Genomic DNA, 17134 nt, shown 5'->3' with positions numbered 1-17134 from the left:
GAGGTGTCAGCCCGGGAGTGTGAGCGTCAAATCATCAGTCAACGGCCGCGGGGCGCAGCAAGGCAAAGGAATTCATCCCTGAGCGCCGCCATCGTTACAAGTGGACCGGAAAGGAGAAACGCCTCGACGCTGAGGCGTAAGCCGTGCAGGTGAGAGAACAGAAGTCCTCACGAGGTCGATGGCGAAAATCATACAACCCGCGAGTGTCGGCACAACGGCACATAGCCCGCATGGCTTGAAACAATACGTCCAGCGAGCTACGCACCGCGATTATTACAGTTCGGGGCCGGTGGAAACCGCCGGACCAACCGTGGCCGAAAAGTTCACACGGTGGGTCGGGGCTTCGCACGTGAGCGGTGTGCGCCGCCTGTGCTACTGACGTGTCGTCACATTCAGTCCGGCAGGGGGCCCTTGGCGATCGAGGGGCCTCGCGTACCCCGGACAGGTGCCTGCCTTCGATGTCCCGCCGAGCAGCCTCTCGGGCGCATTGGGCGTGGAGGCTATTGCTCCATTCCGGGCGGCTCCGAGGCACGGACCGTGATGACGCCGCGGTGACCGCCGCCGCGCCAGTTCCGGAGGGTGTCGCAATCGTTCACCACCATAATGAGACCGCCGAGGCCGAGGAACTGGCTGCGCGAAAAATCTGCCTGAGCCTGTTCTCTATCTACCCTCGGGGTTTGGGAACACGGGTCAGGCAGGCGAGGTGACGGCGATCAAGAGCCAGGTCCAGCGGTCTGCCGGCTCGGGAGTACGGAGTTTCGGGATGGTCCGGCCCAGGGTCTGCTTCACGAAACGGAAAGGAGCGCTCCAGATCGAAGCGGCGGAGAAATGCCTGCCGGAAACGGTTCACCTCGTCAGGGGTGGCGCCGGTCCCCTGCCTGGGTCTCGGCACAGATGCGTTCGAGGTACGCGGGGCGCCGGGAGTGCTCGGCCCTGGTGGCGCCGCGGCAGGTGACTACGGGCCGCGGCGCACCACAGGGACGTCCCATGCCGGTACCGGTACGGTGCCGGCACCGGCGTCCGTCAGCCGGTGTCCCGGACCTCCGCAGAGCTCAGCCGCGGAACGTCGCCGGGCGTTCCGGGGACGCTTCCGCCAGGGCCTTGGTCACCTCGGCGACGCCCGCCTGGAGGCCGTAGACGGGGGTGTCGGGCTGCTGGCGCCAGGAGTCGTCGATGCCGCCCGCGTCGACCGTGTCGAAGCCGATCTCGTCGATCAGGGCGCGGACCTTCGCCTTCGCCGTCTCGTCGTCCCCGGCGACCGGCAGGGCCATGCGGTCGGGGGCGCCGGCGGGCAGCGGGCGGTCCAGTATGTCCTGGGCGTAGGTGCCGTTGAACGCCTTGATCACGGGGTGACCGATCCGGCGTTCCGTCCAGCGGCTCTCGGTGATGCCGTCGTCCTCGATCTCGGCGATCCGGCCGTCACGCTGCTGCGGGTAGTAGTTGTTGGTGTCGATGACGGCCACGCCGTCGGCCGCGCCGTCGAGCAGACCGGACGGCAGGTCCGGGACCGCCTTCACCGGGACCGTGACCACCACGACCTCCGCGCCGCGGGCCACCTCCTCCACGGTGACGGGAGTCGCGCCCGTCTCCTCGGCCAGCTCCGTGAGCGTCTGCGGTCCGCGCGAGTTGGCGACGGAGACGTCGTGCCCCACGGCGGTGAGCCGCCGGGTGAGGTTGCCGCCGATGTTGCCCGCGCCGATGATGCCGATCTTCATGACAGGCCCTTCCCCTTCACCTACCAGCTTCCATGCATGCGCATGCTTCTGGTGGGGGCAACCCGGGTTACGCCCCGCCCTATTCCGGATGCGCGCACGGATCCTCCGGTTCCCGCGCCAGCACCTCCGCCGCCCCCTCCGCGTCACCGGCCGCGACCGCGCGCTCCGGTCAGGGCGAGTAGGTCGACCAGGCCGACCCGCAGGACCGGGACGAACCCGGCGAAGAGGTCCGTGAGCACGGGGTTGTGGGCGGCGGCCGGTTCGGCGGCGATGACGAAGACGCCCGAGCCGCCGCCGGTGAGCACTGGGCGCTCCTCGGGGCCAACGGCGCCGGGAAGTCGACCCTGCTCACCTGCGGGAGCTGCGGGCGTACGTCGGTCACGTCGACCCCCGCCATCCGCTCGCCGAGCCGCTGCGGGTCCGGGACGTCGTGCTGACCGGTCCCACCAACTCCGTGGCGTCGCTGCCCCGTTGGCGGCCGACCCCGGAGCAGGAGGTGCGCGCCGACCGGCCGACCGCCGCGAGGCCCGCCGGCCGACGCTGATCGCCCGTGCGCTGATGCCGGAGCCCCGTCTCCTGCTGCTCGACGAACCGGCGACGGGCCTGGACCTGCCGGGCCGCGAGCGGCTGATCGACTCTCTGGACGTGCTGCGCCGGACACATCCGCAACTGGCGACCGTGCTGGTCACCCATCACCTGGAACGGACCGAACGGACCCAGCAGACCGACCGCCGGGCATGAAGCACGGGGCGCCCGGCGAACCATCCGCCGGGCGCCCCCTCCTCACCGCCCACCGCTCACTTGCTCAGGTACGCCCAGAACTCGTCGAACGACAGGAGCTTGTCCCCGTTGAGGTCACGGCTCTTGATGATGGCCTCGGCGACCGACTCGGTGACGTTCCAGTCGCCTTCCTGGGCCAGGGCGGTCTTGAACTCGGCGGCGGTGACGAAGCCGTCACCGTCCGTGTCGATCCGCTGGAAATTCTTGCGTGCTTCCTCGATGTCCGCCACCGGATCCGCCCCTTCGTAACGCGTTTACCGCTTGTTGACGGAGGCCAGATTAACCGGCGGCCCGAGCACGCAGTGCGGCGACCACCCACGCGAACTCCTCACGGTGGGCAGCGGCGGGCCCCGCACCCTTCACCGTGGACAGCAACTCCCGGTACCGGGCGAGGCGGTTGTTGGACGCCGCCTCCATCCGTTCGAGTACGGCGGCTAGGTCGCCGTTCCCCAACACCTCCCGCACGATCGCCTCCGCCTCGGGCGCCTCGGGCGCGATTCCCCGCTCACGGGCCTCCGCGCCCAACTGCACCAGACGCATGGGAAACCACATGGCGCGCCCGGGAGCGATACTGCCGCCCTGGTCCGCCGCGTTGAACTCGACCACCTGCCGCATCTGCGCCCGGAACTCCGGGTCCTGGACCATCTCCGCCAGCTCCACCCAGGCGTCCACCTGCTCGGGGGTCGGATCGTCCGGCAGGTCCACCGCGATGGAGCGCATCCGCTCCTCGATCGCCGGATCCACGGAGTCGAGCCCGTGGAACAGCTCCTCCACGAACTCCTCCATGATCCGCCTCCGCTCGGCCGCCGACAGCCGTGCCAGTTTGTTCATCAGGGTCATCTCCTCCGCACTCGAACCGCGTCGCGCCACGGACGACAGCACCGCACGGGTCACCTTCAGGGCACGGATCTGCGCGTCCAGCGCGGACACATGCGCCGCCGCCACCTCCGCGACCGTCCGCTCCCCGGCCAGCACCCGGCGCACGTCGGCCAGGCCGAGGCCCAGCTCGCGCAGGGTGCGGATCAGTTCCAGCCGGGCGGCGCACTCGGCGTCGTAGAGCCGGTAGCCGCCGGCCGAGCGGGCCACCGGGGTCAGGACGCCCTCGTCGGACCAGTAGCGGATGGTGCGCACGGTCAGTCCGGTGGCGTGGGCCAGCTCTCCGATGGTGAGAAGTCCGGTGCCGTCGTCGATCATGTGTGTGAGTGTGGGCCTTCCAGTGGGTGGAGACTCAAGAGCGCGAGGGGCTACGGGGTGGAGTCGTTGCGGGACATTCTCGACGCCGCGGCCCGGGGGGTCTTCCCGCCGCCGGACGGCGGTACGACGATCGTCCCGCAGTTGTCCCCCCGGGACGCCGGAGTCCTGTCCTTCACCGCCCACTCGGTCGTCTTCACGGACGAGGACCCCGACTGGGTGTACGGCACGCTGCTCGGCGTCGGCTGCGATCCCCTGTCGGCGTCGATGAACCCCCGGTTCCTGGCCGCGCTCATGGAGCGCACGGGGCGCACGGCCGAGACGATCGACGCGATGCTGGTGGCGCCCCCGCTGCCCGGCGAACCGCCCCTGCCGCTGCGGGAGATCGAGGACCGGGACCATCCCCGCATCCGCTACGCCCGGCGCCGGCGCGACGGGGTGCGTGCCTGGTCGGCGGAGGGCGGGGTGCTCGTCATGGGGTACGGCATCGGCGGCCGCCTCGAGGTCTCGGTCGAGGTCGACGAGGCGGTACGGCACCGGGGCCTGGGCCGCCGCCTGGTCACCGCCGCCCGCCACCTGGCCGAGGAGCCCCTCTGGGCCCAGGTCGCCCCGGGAAACGCCCGCAGCGTACGGGCGTTCCAGGCGGCGGGGTATGTACCGGTGGGCTCGGAGATCCTGCTGATCACATAGCTACCGGAAGATCCCGGTATGGCCGAGCGAGTACCGACCGGGCTGCGGATACACCGCGAGACCATGCGGCCCGCTGCCCACCGGAATGCGCGCAAGCTGCTCACCGGTGCGCGTGTCGACCGCGTAGACCTCCGCGTCGTAGCGCCCGGACAGCCACAGGACCTTGCCGTCGGCCGAGACCCCGCCCATGTCGGGGCTGCCGCCGTCCGGCAGACGCCACTTCTTCGTCAGCCGGTTCTCGGTGAAGTCGAAGACGGAGATGGTGCCCTCGCCCCGGTTGGAGATGTACATCTCGCGCGAGTCGCGGCTGACGTACAGCCCGTGGCAGCCCTTGCCGGTGTGCAGGAAGGCCGGCTCGGTGAACTTGTCACCGTCGAGGATCCACACCCCGTCGGCCTTCATGTCGGCGATGTAGTACTTCTTCCCGTCGGGCGAGATCTTGACGTCCTGCGGCATGGCGCCGGCGAAGGGCAGTCTCTGCTGACCGATCACCTTCATCTTCTCGGTGTCGACCTTGAGCAGTTCGCCGCTGAACTCGCAGGAGACGATGAAGTAGCGCCCGTCGGGCGAGAAGTCGGCGTGGTTGACGCCGTAGCAGCTGACCGGGACGGTCTTCATCCGCTTCATGGTGTGCGCGTCGCGGAAGACGAGTTCGCGGTCGAGGGACGCCATCACGACGGCGTATCTGCCGTTCGGCGTGAAGTAGAGGTTGTACGGGTCGTGCACGTCGACCGTGTCGCCGGCCTTGCCGGTCCTGGGGTCGATGGGGGTGAGGGTGTTGCCCCGGTCGTTGTTCACCCACAGCGTCTTCAGGTCCCAGGAGGGCACGACGTGCTGCGGCTGGCGGCCGACGCGGATGGTCTCGATCACCTTGTACGTCTTCGGGTCGATGACGGAGACGGTGTCGGACTCGGTGTTGGGGACGTAGACGCGGGAGGGGAAGCCCCGGACCACCGGGGAGAGCCGGTTCGGGCGGTCGGCGGCGTAGACGTCCTTGGGGTCGAGGAGGGGCGGCATACCGGGCAGCCCCTGGGCGACCGGTTTCCTGACCGGGGCGGGGACGGCGGCCTTGGTGGTCTGCCGGGCGTTGTCCTGCGGCGACGCGCCACAGGCGGCGAGGACGGCGAGGGCGCCTCCGGTGACGAGGGCGCGGGTGAGGAGTGTGGGACGCATCAGCTCAGCAGCTCCGTGGTGGTGACCGCGCGCAGTCCGCGACGGTCGAGTTCGTCCAGTACGGCGGGGAGGGCGGCGACCGTGTCGGTGTACCCGAAGTGCAGGCTCACGACGGATCCGGCGCGGATCCCGCGCAGGACGTTGGCCGTGACGGCGGGGGCGCCGGGCGAGGTGAAGTCGAGGGAGTCGACGTCGTAGGAGAGGACGTGCGGGTATCCGGCGGCGCGGGCCAGCCGCTCCACGAGCGGGGACGCGCGGGCGGTGCGGGAGGGGCGGAACCAGGTGCCGACGGACCCGGTGAGCTTCCTGAGCCGCTCGGCGCACCCGGCGATCTCGCTCCTCGCCTCCGCCTCGGACATGGCGTTGATGTCGAGGTGGCGGTGGGTGTGGTTGCCGAGGTCGTGGCCGCCCTCGAGGATGCGTCGGGCGAGTTCGGGGTGTTCGTCGAGCCAGGCGCCGACGGCCAGGACGGTGACCCGGGCGCCGTGCCGCTCGGCCTCGCCGAGGAGTGCCCGGGCGAGGGCGGGTTCGCCCTGGCCGTGGAAGGTGAGGGCGACCCGGGGCCGGTCCCGGGGCCCGCTGGTGATCTGGACGGGCCGGCCGGGGAAGGCGCGGGGGGCGGGGGCGGCGAGAGGGCTGGCGGGAGCGACGGGTCGGGTGGTGGTGGCGGCCGGCGCGTGCCGGGCGGTGGCCCCGGAGGGGGAACACCCGGCCCCGAACGCACCCCCGGCGACCAGCCCGGCACCTGCTCGCAGCGCGGCACGGCGGTCGGTCGTAGTCACCTGCACCATTTAAAGGGCATAGCAGCATAAAAGCTGTTATTCACCGCGTGGCGGCCGGGGAAGACACCGCACTCCCGTGCATGACAAGCTGAAGCCACCCTTCGCGAACGGCGGTCGCCTTGCACCCCTCCGCTTCCTTCCGGCTCAGCCTGCGGCAGCGCGCGCTCCCCGCCGTCCTCGGTTTTCCGGGCGCCGTGCTGCTGCTTCAGATCTTTCAGGCCCTCGCAGGTCATGTGATGCCGGCGAATGTGTGGGAGCAGACGATCGGGGGGTCGTTCGTCGGCGCCGTCGTCCTCGTACTCGTGTCGTGTCGGCACGGCGTGATCCTCACCGAGGACGAGCTGGTCGTGAGGAACGGATGGCGGCGCCGCATTCCGCGGGCCGGCATCGAGCGCCTGGAGGTCCGCCGCGTCCTCGGGGTGAGCCAGGTCGTCGTCCGCACGAAGGACGGCCGGTATACGACCCTGCCCGCGCCGACGTCGTTCCTCGACTCTCAATTCGAGGCGAAGGCACGGGAGTTGACGCGGTGGTGGCAGGCCGGAGCGTGAACGGTTCAGCGGTCGGCGACGCGCATTTCGAACCAGGTCGTCTTGCCGCGGGGCAGCAGGTCCACGCCCCAGCGGTCGGAGAGCTTGTCCACGAGGAAGAGCCCGCGTCCACTGACGTCCAGTTCCTGAACCGGCATCAGACAGGGCAGGCCGCGGGAGGGGTCGCGGACCTCGACACGGATCCAGCCGCGCCGGCGGCGCATACGGAGCCCGAAGACCCGGGCACCGGTGTGCCGTACGGCGTTGCCGACGAGCTCGGAGACGAGGAGGACGGCGTCCTCCGTGAGCTTGGGCGATAACCCCCAGTGGCGCAGGACGACGACCTGGGTGAGGCGGCGGGCCGTGGCGGCCGACTCGGGACGGGACGGCAGGGGCACTTCGCCCTCGGTCGGGTTGCCGAACAACTCCAGCGCCTTGAGTGCCCGTTCGTCCTCGACCGCGGGCGACCAGCGCGCCGCGGCCACACGCCCGTGCCCCCGCGGCTGTTCGTTACCCTCCAGCCCCGCCATGCCCCCATCATGGCCGTCCGTGACGCCCTCCGGGGCCGTTCCACGGGAATACGCCCCGCGTGCGGCCCCGCCCCGCAGGGCTCGGTCGGCATATGCCTGCGGCATTTCAGGGTCCGGTAACGCCCCGCTGACCTGCGGCGAACGCTCGTCCGGAGGCAAATGACAGACTCCCTCGACACGGCAGGCTTGAGGTCACTTGAAGGTTCCCATAAACCGCCCCATCGAGGGACCCGGATGAGACATCCCGTCAATTGCAAGAGGGCTCGACGGATTCAGGCCGCGTTCCCGCAGACGTGTGTCGGACGTGTGTCAGAGGAACTTGGCCTTGCCCGGCCCCTCCTCCACGAAGCTCCGCATGCCGATCTCCCGGTCGGCCGTCGCGAACAGGCCCGCGAACCAGCTCCGTTCGACCGCGAGGCCGGTGTCGAGGTCCGTCTCCAGACCGGTGTCGATGGACTCCTTCGCCGCCCGCAGCGCGATCGCCGGCCCCTGTGCCAGCTTCGCCGCCCACGCGTGCGCCTCCTGGTACACCTCGGCAGCCGGGACCACCCGGTCCACCAGGCCCAGGGTCAGCGCCTCGTCGGCCTTCACCATCCGGCCCGTGAAGATGAGGTCCTTCGCCTTGGAGGGGCCGATCAGCCGGGCCAGCCGCTGGGTGCCGCCCGCGCCGGGGATCAGACCGAGCAGGATCTCCGGCTGGCCCAGCTTGGCGTTGTCGGCGGCGACGCGGAAGTCCGCGCACAGGGCGAGCTCGCAGCCGCCGCCCAGCGCGTATCCGGTGACGGCCGCGACGACCGGCTTGGGGATACGGGCCACCGCGGTGAAGGAGTCCTGGAGGTCGCGGGCGCGCAGGACCATCCCGGTGTGGTCCATGTCCTGCATCTCCTTGATGTCCGCGCCCGCCGCGAACACCTTCTCCCCGCCGTAGACGACGACGGCCCGCACGTCCTCCCTGCGGGTCGCCTCCTCGGCGAGCTCCTTGAGCCGGTCCTGCGTGGCGACGTCCAGCGCGTTCATGGGCGGGCGGTCGAGCCGGATCGTGCCGACGCCCTCGGCGACTTCGAGATGTGCGGTCATGCCAGCAGGTTAACGGGGGCTAACGGAACCGGTCCGGTGCCGTGGCTCACACCCGGCCGGGGGTCTGGGGGTCGCCCCCCAGGCAGACACAGCACGGGGGCTAACGACACGGGCCCGGTGCCGTGGCTCACACCCGGCCGGGGGTGTGGGGGTCGCCCCCCAGGCAGACACAGCACGGGGGCTGACGACACGGGCCCGGTGCCGTGGCTCACACCCGGCCGGGGGTCTGGGGCCGCCCCCACGACACGGGCCCGGTGCCGTGGGTCACAGCACCGGGCCCGCCGTCAGTCGGTGGATGACTACTTCGTCCAGGCCGCCCAGGACATGTTCCAGCCGTTGAGGCCGTTGGACGGGTCGACGGTCGGGTCGGTGGAGTTCTTGACCTCCACCACGTCGCCGACCATCGAGTGGTTGAAGAACCACGCGGCCGGCGCCCCGCTGTCGTAGCCGCCGCGCACATCGCTCAGGCCGATGCAGCCGTGGCTGGCGTTGTAGTTGCCGAAGGCGTCGCCGCCCCAGTAGTTGCCGTGCACGAAGGTGCCGGAGTTGGTCAGGCGCATGGCGTGCGGGACGTCCTTGATGTCGTACTCGCCGTTGTAGCCGACGGTGTCGCCGTTCATCCGGGTCACCGTGAACTTCTCACTGATGACCATCTGGCCGTTCCAGGTGGCGTAGCCGGGCTTGCCGGTGGTGACCGGGATGGTCTTGTAGAGCTTGCCGTCCCGCATGACCTTCATCGTGTGCGCCTTGGCGTCCACGACCGACACCTGGCTGCGGCCGACGGTGAAGGAGACGGTCTTGGACTGCTTGCCGTAGACGCCCTGGCGGCCCTCGACGCCGTCGAGGTTCATCGTCACCGTGACCTTGGTGCCGGCCTTCCAGTACTTCTCGGGCCGGAAGTCCAGACGGTCGTTGCCGAACCAGTGGCCCTCGACGTCGACGGCCGGCTCGGTCTTGATCTCGATGGCCTTCTCCACGTCGGCCGGCTTGGTGATGCCCCGCGTGAAGCGGACCGAGAACGGCATACCCACGCCGACGGTCGAGCCGTCCTCGGGCGTAAAGTTGCCGATGAAGGTGTTCTGCGGGCTGAGCGTGGTGAAGGACGAGTCCTCGGCGGCCGTGCGCCCCTCGGAGTCCTTGGCGACCGCGTGCACCTCGTACTTGGTGGACGCGGCCAGGTGCGTGCCGGGCGTCCAGCCGGTGCCGTCCGCGGATATCGCGCCGTCGATCTTCGTGCCCTTGGCGTCCTTGACGGTGACCTCGGTCAGCTCGCCCTTGGCCGCGGTCACCTTGAGGGCGCCGCTGGTGTCCACGTCGTTGGCGCCCGTCTTGGGCGCGATGGTGACGACCGCCTCCGACTGCTTGCTCTCGGCGGCGGCCGAACTGCCCTTCTTGGTCTTGTCCTTGGCGTCGGAACCGGAATCCGAACCGCCACCGCACGCGGTGACGGCGAGCAGCAGACCCCCGACTATCACTGCCATGCCCGGTCGCACGTTCACGTCGTTCTCCCCTCGCGGGCCTGGTCAGGCCCCCACCCCCGCGCATCCCGCGCGATCACTGGCGCATATTAACCGCACGGATTTGAGCGTCGTGTCAGCTGAATGTCACCGTTCTGCAACTGGTCACTCCACCGTGCCGTCCGCGGCCCACTCCGCCCAGTCCATGTTCCAGCCACCGAGCCCGTTGTCCGGGGCGACCTGCTTGTCGTTGCTGTTCACGACCTCGACGACGTCCCCGACGAGCGAGCGGTCGAAGAACCAGCCGGCGGGGGTGTCCGAGGCGCCGCCCCTGACGTCCCTGAGACCCACACAGCCGTGGCTGAGGTTGACCGTCCCGAAGGCGTCCGGCTCGGCCCAGTAGTTGCCGTGCAGGAAGGTGCCGGAGTCGGTCAGCCGCATGGCGTGCGGCACGTCCGGGATGTCGTACTCCCCCTTGCCGTCCTTCTTCTTGAAGCCGACCGTGGCGCCGTTCATCCGGGTCAGCTCCAGCATCTCGGTGACGACCATCTTCCCGTTGTATGTCGTGGTCTTCGGCGCCCCCGCCGTGATCGGGACGGTGGCAAGCAGCGCGCCGTCGCGGCGGACCTCCATGGTGTGCCGGGCCGCGTCGACGAGGGAGACCTGGTCGCGGCCGACGGTGAAGGAGAACGTCTTGTGCTGGAGGCCGTAGACGCCGGGCGCCCCCTCGACGTCCCGCAGCCGCAGGGCGACCGTCACGCGCGTGCCGGGCTTCCAGTAGTCCTCGGGGCGGAAGTCGAGGCGGGTGCCGCCGAACCAGTGGGGGCGGATCTCGACGGCCGGTTCGGCGGTCACCGTGACGGCGCGTTCGACGGCGGCCCGGTTCTCGATCTCCCGGTTGAAGTCCAGGGAGACGATCATCCCGGTGCCGACCGTGGCGCGGTTCTCGGGCGTGACGTATCCGATGAAGCGCTCCCCGGGGACGTACGTGGTGAAGGTGGTGTGGCGGGCGGAGCGGTTTCCGTCGCCGTCCACGGCCACGGCGTCGACGGTGTAGCGGGCGGCGAGCGCGAGTCGGGCGGTGTCGGGCCGCCAGCTCAGCCCGTCGGCGGAGATCCGGCCCGCCACCGGCGCCTCCTGGGCGTCCTGCGACCGTACGACCCTCACCGACTCCAGGCGCCCGTCCGGCACCCGCACCCACAGCCCCTCCTCCGGGCGGACGCCCTTCGTGCCGTCCTGGGGCATCACCCGGATGGTGTCCTCCGGGGCGGCGGGTTTGCCGAGCATCCGGTCGAGCCCGCTCCTGCTGTCGCCCGCCGTGCAGCCGGCGGCCCCGGCCAGCAGCCCTGCCCAAGTCACTACGGCGGCCAGTGCGACCCCCGCGCGCCGTGCGCGCCCATGTACGTGCCTCATGAGGTGCCCAACGATCGGGTGCGCTCCCGGGAAACGTGAGTGCGAGCCATGCTCTGGGCAGAACAGGGGGAAGGACGACGCGCGCAGGAGCGGCGGCCGGGACGCCGTGCGCCCCTGTCGTGCGCCGTACCCACGAGCCGCAGGAGGCTGATCGGTGTCCAGCGCAGCCGAGGAGAAGGCGGTGGCGGAGGTGCGCGCCACGCCGGACACCGCCCTGAACGGGGTGTCCCACAAGTCGCCCGGGGTGCCCGGCGTGCCCGTGCGGCCGGGCGCGCCCACGCCGCTCGGCGCCCGCTTCCGGGTCGGCCCGGACGGCGTCGCGGGCACCAACTTCGCCCTGTGGGCGGGCGGCGCGGAGGCCGTCGACCTGTGCCTCTTCGACGAGGACGGCCGGGAGACCCGCGCCCCGCTCACCGAGCTGACGCACGAGATCTGGCACGGCTTCGTACCGGGCGTGATGCCGGGCCAGCGCTACGGCTTCCGGGTGCACGGCCGCTGGGACCCGTGGACCGGGGGCCGCTGGAACCCGGCGAAGCTGCTCCTCGATCCGTACGCCCGCGCGGTCGACGGCGAGTTCGGGCTGCCCCCCGAGGTGTACGGGCATGTCCGCGACTGGCCCCAGCAGCAGGTCGCGGACACCGTGCGCGACGAACGGGACTCAGCGCCGTACGTCCCGAAGGGCGTCGTCGTCCACGATGACGACGACTGGTCCGACGACCGCCGCCCCAAGACGCCGTGGGCGGACTCGGTCATCTACGAACTGCACGTCAAGGGCTTCACCCGCCTGCACCCGGGGATCCCGCAGGAGTTGCGCGGCACGTACGCGGGGCTGGCCCACCCGGCGGCGGTCGAGCACCTGGTGAAGCTCGGCGTCACGGCGGTGGAACTGCTCCCGGTCCACCAGTTCGCGCACGAGGACCATCTGCTGCGCCGGGGGCTGAAGAACTACTGGGGCTACAACTCCATCGGCTACTTCGCCCCGCACGCCGGATACGCCTCCTCCGGTACGACGGGACAGCAGGTCGGCGAGTTCAAGCGGATGGTGCGCGCCCTGCACGCCGCCGGCATCGAGGTCATCCTCGACGTGGTCTACAACCACACCGCCGAGGCGGGCGAACTGGGCCCCACCCTCTCCCTCAAGGGCATCGACAACCGCGGCTACTACCGCCTCCAGTCCGACGCCCGCCGCTACACGGACTACACGGGCTGCGGAAACACCCTGCACGTGGTGCAGCCGCACGTCCTGCGCCTCATCACGGACTCCCTGCGCTACTGGGTGACGGAGATGGGTGTGGACGGCTTCCGCTTCGACCTGGCCGCCGCCCTCGCCCGCTCGATGCACGACGTCGACATGCTGTCCCCGTTCCTGGCGGTGATCGCGCAGGACCCGGTGCTGCGCCGGGTGAAGCTGATCGCCGAGCCCTGGGACGTGGGGTCCGGCGGCTACCAGGTCGGGTCCTTCCCACCCCTGTGGACCGAGTGGAACGACCGCTACCGCAACGCCGTCCGCGACTTCTGGCGGCACGCGCTGCCGGACGTCCGCGAGATGGGCTACCGCCTCTCCGGCTCCAGCGACCTGTACGCGTGGGGCGGGCGGCGGCCGTACGCCTCCGTCAACTTCGTCACCGCGCACGACGGCTTCACGCTCCGCGACCTCGTGTCGTACGAACGCAAGCACAACGAGGCCAACGGCGAGGGCAACCGGGACGGCACCGACGACAACCGGGCCTGGAACTGCGGGGCGGAGGGCGAGACGGACGACGAGCGCGTACGGTCCCTGCGCCGCCGCCAGCTGCGCAACCTGCTCACCACCCTGCTGCTGTCCACGGGCGTGCCGATGCTGGTCGCGGGCGACGAGCTGGGCCGCACGCAGGGGGGCAACAACAACGCGTACTGCCAGGACGACGAGACCAGCTGGCTGGACTGGAGCCTGCTTCAGGAGCCGGGCTGGCAGGGCCTGTTCGCCCTCACCTCCCGGCTGATCTCCCTGCGCCACCGCCACCCGGTGCTCCGCCGCCGCGCCTTCTTCTCCGGCCGCGCGCACTCGGCGGACGGGCTGCGCGACCTGGCCTGGTTCACGGCGCGGGGCACGGAGATGACGGAGGGGGACTGGTACGCGCCGGCGGCGACGCTGGGGATGTATCTGTCGGGGCGGGACATCCCGGGGCGCGACGAGCAGGGCGCCCCGATCACCGACGACAGCTTCCTCACCGTCCTGCACGCCGGCGACCGCCCCGCGGCCTTCGTGCTCCCGGGGCCGCCGTGGGCGGAGCGCTACGAGGTGGTCGTCGACACGTCGAGGGAGGAACAGGGGGAGGCGCCCGGGGTGATCCACCGGGCGGGCGTGGAGGTTACGGTGCCGGCGCGGGCGGTGCTACTGCTGCGGGTCATCGGCTGAGGCAACGTTTCAGGTCCGCGAACTCCGCGCCGGATGCCTTGTGTGGGGACCGGGCCCGCTGATCGACTGCGTCGCATGCCTGAGATATCCCGCCGTGCCTTCGGTGGCCTCGTCGGCGGCGGTGCCGTGACCGCCGTCGCCGGTACCGCCACCGACACCGCCGCCGCCGCCGAACAGTCGTTCAAGGCCCGCGCCGCGGGCGCCAGGTCCGGCAAGCGCCCCAACCTCCTCGTCATCCTCGGCGACGACCTCGGCTGGGCCGACCTGTCGTCGTACGGCGCGCCCCACATCAGGACGCCGAACCTGGACCGGCTGGCCCGGCAGGGCGTGCGGTTCACCGACGCCTACTCCGGCTCCGCGACCTGCTCCCCGACCCGGTTCAGCCTCTACACCGGGCGCTATCCGGGCCGTACGCCCGGCGGGCTCGCCGAGCCCATCGCCAACCGGAGCCAGGGTCTGGACCCGAACCACCCCACGCTCGCCTCCCTGCTGAAGAGGGCCGGCTACTCCACCGCCCTCATCGGCAAGTGGCACTGCGGCTGGCTGCCCGACTACAGCCCCACCAAGTCGGGCTGGGACGAGTTCTTCGGCAACCACGGGGGCGTCCTGGAGTACTTCTCCAAGCTCGGACAGCTGGGTGACCACGACCTCTACGAGGGCGACGCGGAGTACCGGGATCTGCGGTACTACACGACCGTGCTCACCGAGCGGGCCGTGGAGTACGTGAGCCGCGAGCACGACGCGCCGTGGCTGCTCAACCTCAACTTCACCACCCCGCACTGGCCCTGGCTGGCGGAGGGCGACGAGGCGACCGGCGCCGAGATCGCGGCGAAGATCCGCGCCGCCGGGAGCCAGGCGGAGGTCAGTGCCGCGCTCAACCACTTCGACGGCGGTTCGGTCGCCAAGTACACGGAGATGGTGGAGAGTCTGGACGCGGCCGTCGGCGAGGTGCTGCGCGCGCTGCGGCGCTCCGGGCAGGAGGAGAACACGCTGGTGCTGTTCGCCAGCGACAACGGCGGCGAGCGCTGGTCGTACCTGTGGCCGCTCAGCGGCGAGAAGTTCGTGCTGCAGGAGGGCGGCATCCGCGTGCCGACGATTCTGCGCTGGCCGCACCGGATCGACGGCAACCAGGTCAGCCACGAGCCGAACTTCTCCCCCGACTGGACGGCGACCCTGCTGGAGCTGGGAGGGGCGCGTCCCGATCCGGCGTATCCGCTGGACGGGACCAGCCTGGCCGGGTATCTGCTGCGGGGCGAAACGCCGCCGGAGCGGGACCTGTTCTGGCGGGTGCGGGCCAACCGGGCGCTGCGGCGCGGCGACTGGAAGTACTACCAGGACGACGCCGGCGACGACCACCTGTACAACCTGGCGCAGGACCTGCGCGAGCGGGCCGATCTCGCCCCGGACAGGCCCGAGTTGCTCTCCGAGCTCAAGGCGGCCTGGGAGAGGGTCGCGTCAGGGCTCCTGCCCTACCCGGACTGACTATCCGGGCTGACCCAGGATCCCCCGGTCGTACGCCACCGCCACCGCCGCCGCGCGGTCCTTGGCGCCCAACTTGGCGTACAGGTGGGTGAGATGGGTCTTGACGGTCGCCTCGCTGATGAACAGCTCGCGGGCGATCTCGCGGTTGGACGTGCCCTTGGCGACCAGGGCGAGGACCTCGCGCTCACGGGCGGAGAGGGGCTCGTTGCCGCCGGGGGCGCGGACGGCGGAGACCAGCCGGGAGGCGACGGCCGGGGAGAGGACCGTACGGCCCTCGGCGGCGGCCCGGACGGCGGTGAAGAGTTCCTCGCGCGGGGCGTCCTTGAGGAGGTAGCCGGTGGCGCCCGCCTCGATGGCCGGGATGGTGTCGGAGTCGGTGTCGTAGGTGGTCAGGACGAGGATCTTGGCGCGGGAGCGGCGCCGGGTCAGCTCGGCGATCGCGGCCACTCCCCCGCCGCCCGGCATCCGCAGGTCCATGAGGATCACATCGGGGTCGAGGTCGGCGGCCCGGGCCAGCGCCTCCCCGCCGTTCGCCGCCTCGCCGAGGACGGTGAAGCCGGGCGCGGAGTCGAACATGCCGCGCAGACCGTCCCGTACGACGGGATGGTCGTCGACGATCAGGAGAGAGATCCCGTCCTCAGTGCGCATCGTGGTCATCGCCCACCAACGGTACGCGAGCCGAGATCGCCGTGCCGTGGCCCGGTTCCGACTCGACGGCGAGGGAGCCCGCGACGCGTTCGGCGCGGGCGCGCATCCCGTCGAGGCCGAAGCCTCCGGCGCGGGTGCGCGGGCGGGCGGCGGCGGGGTCGAAGCCGCGGCCGTCGTCGCGGATGTCGAGGACGACCTGGTCGCCCATGTAGGAGAGGGTGACGCCGACCCGGGCCGCGTGGGCGTGCCGGGCGGCGTTGGACAGGGCCTCCTGGACGATGCGCACCAGGGTGGCGGCCACCTCGTCGTGGAGCTGCCCGGCGGTGCCGGTGACGGTGAAGTCGGCGCGGGTTCCGGTGCGTTCGCCCCATTCGGCGACCGTCTTCTTCAGCGCCTCGGGCAGGCCGTCCTGGGCGAGGGCGACCGGGGCCAGGTTGTGCACCGAGCGGCGGGCCTCGCCCAGGCTGTGCCGGGCCAGCGCGGAGGCACGTTCGAGGTGGGTGCGGGCGATCGTGAGGTCGGGGGCGCTCGCGACGACCTGGAGCTGGGCGATGATGCCGGTCAGGCCCTGGGCGATGGTGTCGTGGATCTCGGCGGCCAGCCGCCGGCGTTCGTCGGCGACCCCGGCCTCCCGTGCCTGGACGAGGAGTTGGGCGTGCAGGGCGTCGTTCTCGTCGAGGGCCTGCTGCAACGCGGTGTTGGTGCGTTCCAGTTCGGCGATGGTCTCGGCCTGGACGCGGGCGCGTTCCTGCTCCTGGTCGGTGAACCGGGTGAACACGCTGACGATGCCCATGTTGACGCCGAGGACGAGGAGGAAGCCGGTCCAGAGGATCAGCCCGTGCGGCGGCATGCCGCCCACCTCGCTGCCGGCCATGGTGACCGCGGTCAGGAACAGACCGGGCAGCAGCAGCCGGCGGGGCAGCTCCCGGGCGGCGGTGTAGTAGCCGGCCACGGCGTAGAAGGCGAAGAACGGGTTGAGCCAGGTCAGGACGAACCCGAGGGCCCAGCGCAGGAAGTAGAGGCACGCACCGGTCCGGCTCGGGCCCGGCCGCCCCCGCTTCAGCCTCCCCCACCACACCTGTAGGACGGCGCCCGCGGTCACGAGTACGGCCGAGGCGACGACCGCGGGCCGGTCCATGCCGACCAGTCGCGCGGAGAGTGCCGCCGCGACGACACCGGCGGCCAGCAGCGCGTACGGCCCCCAGCTGTCGAAGGAGGCCCGGGGCTCCACTGGCACGGTGTTCGTCACGGCCCCAGTGTCCGGCACGGGC

Annotated in this window: 16 protein-coding genes and 2 pseudogenes; 5 read left to right on the top strand and 13 right to left on the bottom strand. The window is 71.1% G+C overall.

Annotated elements, in window-relative coordinates:
- Positions 1-708: 708 nt before the first annotated feature.
- The 3 genes and pseudogenes from ACFPIH_RS20940 to ACFPIH_RS20930 all read right to left on the bottom strand — a co-directional run.
- Positions 709-871, bottom strand: a pseudogene (locus ACFPIH_RS20940) (NF041680 family putative transposase); the annotation flags it as partial.
- A gap of 181 nt (positions 872-1052) precedes the next feature.
- Entirely contained in the window at positions 1053-1715 is a 663-nt protein-coding gene (locus tag ACFPIH_RS20935) for an NADPH-dependent F420 reductase (protein WP_381174362.1), read from the bottom strand.
- 143 nt (positions 1716-1858) lie between these two features.
- Positions 1859-2020 carry a hypothetical protein gene (locus tag ACFPIH_RS20930; protein WP_381174716.1) on the bottom strand — a complete coding sequence of 54 codons (162 nt, stop codon included), beginning with the start codon at positions 2018-2020 and terminating at the stop codon, positions 1859-1861.
- Between ACFPIH_RS20930 and ACFPIH_RS20925 the strand changes: the two are divergent.
- Positions 1961-2417 (top strand): annotated as a pseudogene (locus tag ACFPIH_RS20925) (ATP-binding cassette domain-containing protein); the annotation flags it as partial. The gene ACFPIH_RS20930 and the pseudogene ACFPIH_RS20925 sit on opposite strands and share 60 nt — an antisense overlap.
- Before the next feature lie 95 nt (positions 2418-2512).
- Here ACFPIH_RS20925 and ACFPIH_RS20920 read toward each other — a convergent pair.
- Entirely contained in the window at positions 2513-2725 is a 213-nt protein-coding gene (locus ACFPIH_RS20920) for an EF-hand domain-containing protein (RefSeq protein ID WP_381174360.1), read from the bottom strand.
- 49 nt (positions 2726-2774) lie between these two features.
- On the bottom strand, positions 2775-3689 hold the full coding sequence (locus ACFPIH_RS20915; protein ID WP_381174358.1) for a helix-turn-helix domain-containing protein: 915 nt from the start codon (positions 3687-3689) through the stop codon (positions 2775-2777).
- A gap of 57 nt (positions 3690-3746) precedes the next feature.
- Between ACFPIH_RS20915 and ACFPIH_RS20910 the strand changes: the two genes are divergently transcribed.
- The gene (locus tag ACFPIH_RS20910; protein ID WP_381174356.1) at positions 3747-4376 is read left to right on the top strand and encodes a GNAT family N-acetyltransferase; all 630 of its coding nucleotides are present in this window, start codon (positions 3747-3749) and stop codon (positions 4374-4376) included.
- On the opposite strand, the gene ACFPIH_RS20905 is transcribed toward ACFPIH_RS20910, so the two are convergent.
- Complete coding sequence (locus ACFPIH_RS20905; RefSeq protein WP_381174354.1) at positions 4377-5549, bottom strand: YncE family protein; 1173 nt, start codon at positions 5547-5549, stop codon at positions 4377-4379. It abuts the gene before it with no gap.
- Positions 5549-6340: a polysaccharide deacetylase family protein gene (locus ACFPIH_RS20900; RefSeq protein ID WP_381174352.1), complete on the bottom strand. Its 792-nt coding sequence runs from the start codon at positions 6338-6340 to the stop codon at positions 5549-5551. Before ACFPIH_RS20900 ends, ACFPIH_RS20905 begins: the two co-directional genes overlap by 1 nt.
- Positions 6341-6450: 110 nt before the next feature.
- Here ACFPIH_RS20900 and ACFPIH_RS20895 point away from each other — a divergent pair, with 110 nt between their 5' ends.
- Positions 6451-6879 carry a hypothetical protein gene (locus ACFPIH_RS20895; RefSeq protein WP_381174350.1) on the top strand — a complete coding sequence of 143 codons (429 nt, stop codon included), beginning with the start codon at positions 6451-6453 and terminating at the stop codon, positions 6877-6879.
- Between the two features lie 5 nt (positions 6880-6884).
- On the opposite strand, the gene ACFPIH_RS20890 is transcribed toward ACFPIH_RS20895, so the two are convergent.
- The 4 genes from ACFPIH_RS20890 to ACFPIH_RS20875 form a co-directional block, all read right to left on the bottom strand.
- Positions 6885-7493 (bottom strand): ATP-binding protein, encoded by a 609-nt coding sequence (locus ACFPIH_RS20890; protein WP_381174348.1) that lies wholly within the window; start codon positions 7491-7493, stop codon positions 6885-6887.
- Between the two features lie 204 nt (positions 7494-7697).
- Positions 7698-8465, bottom strand: coding sequence for an enoyl-CoA hydratase/isomerase family protein (locus ACFPIH_RS20885; protein WP_381174346.1), 768 nt, complete (start codon positions 8463-8465; stop codon positions 7698-7700).
- A gap of 299 nt (positions 8466-8764) precedes the next feature.
- Entirely contained in the window at positions 8765-9946 is a 1182-nt protein-coding gene (locus tag ACFPIH_RS20880; protein WP_381174344.1) for a L,D-transpeptidase, read from the bottom strand.
- Between the two features lie 141 nt (positions 9947-10087).
- Positions 10088-11335 carry a L,D-transpeptidase gene (locus ACFPIH_RS20875; protein WP_381174342.1) on the bottom strand — a complete coding sequence of 416 codons (1248 nt, stop codon included), beginning with the start codon at positions 11333-11335 and terminating at the stop codon, positions 10088-10090.
- Positions 11336-11489: 154 nt separating this feature from the next.
- Between ACFPIH_RS20875 and glgX the strand changes: the two genes are divergently transcribed.
- Positions 11490-13733 (top strand): glycogen debranching protein GlgX, encoded by a 2244-nt coding sequence (gene glgX / locus ACFPIH_RS20870; RefSeq protein WP_381174340.1) that lies wholly within the window; start codon positions 11490-11492, stop codon positions 13731-13733.
- A gap of 75 nt (positions 13734-13808) precedes the next feature.
- Positions 13809-15215 carry a sulfatase family protein gene (locus ACFPIH_RS20865; protein WP_381174338.1) on the top strand — a complete coding sequence of 469 codons (1407 nt, stop codon included), beginning with the start codon at positions 13809-13811 and terminating at the stop codon, positions 15213-15215.
- On the opposite strand, the gene ACFPIH_RS20860 is transcribed toward ACFPIH_RS20865, so the two are convergent.
- Both ACFPIH_RS20860 and ACFPIH_RS20855 read right to left on the bottom strand, forming a co-directional pair.
- Positions 15216-15863 (bottom strand): response regulator, encoded by a 648-nt coding sequence (locus ACFPIH_RS20860; RefSeq protein WP_381174696.1) that lies wholly within the window; start codon positions 15861-15863, stop codon positions 15216-15218.
- Entirely contained in the window at positions 15853-17112 is a 1260-nt protein-coding gene (locus tag ACFPIH_RS20855; protein WP_381174336.1) for a sensor histidine kinase, read from the bottom strand. Before ACFPIH_RS20855 ends, ACFPIH_RS20860 begins: the two co-directional genes overlap by 11 nt.
- Between the last annotated feature and the right edge of the window lie 22 nt (positions 17113-17134).

This window comes from Streptomyces vulcanius, from assembly GCF_042653945.1.
Taxonomy (GTDB): Bacteria; Actinomycetota; Actinomycetes; order Streptomycetales; family Streptomycetaceae; genus Streptomyces; species Streptomyces mangrovi.
This window is presented reverse-complemented; position numbering and strand designations above follow the sequence as displayed.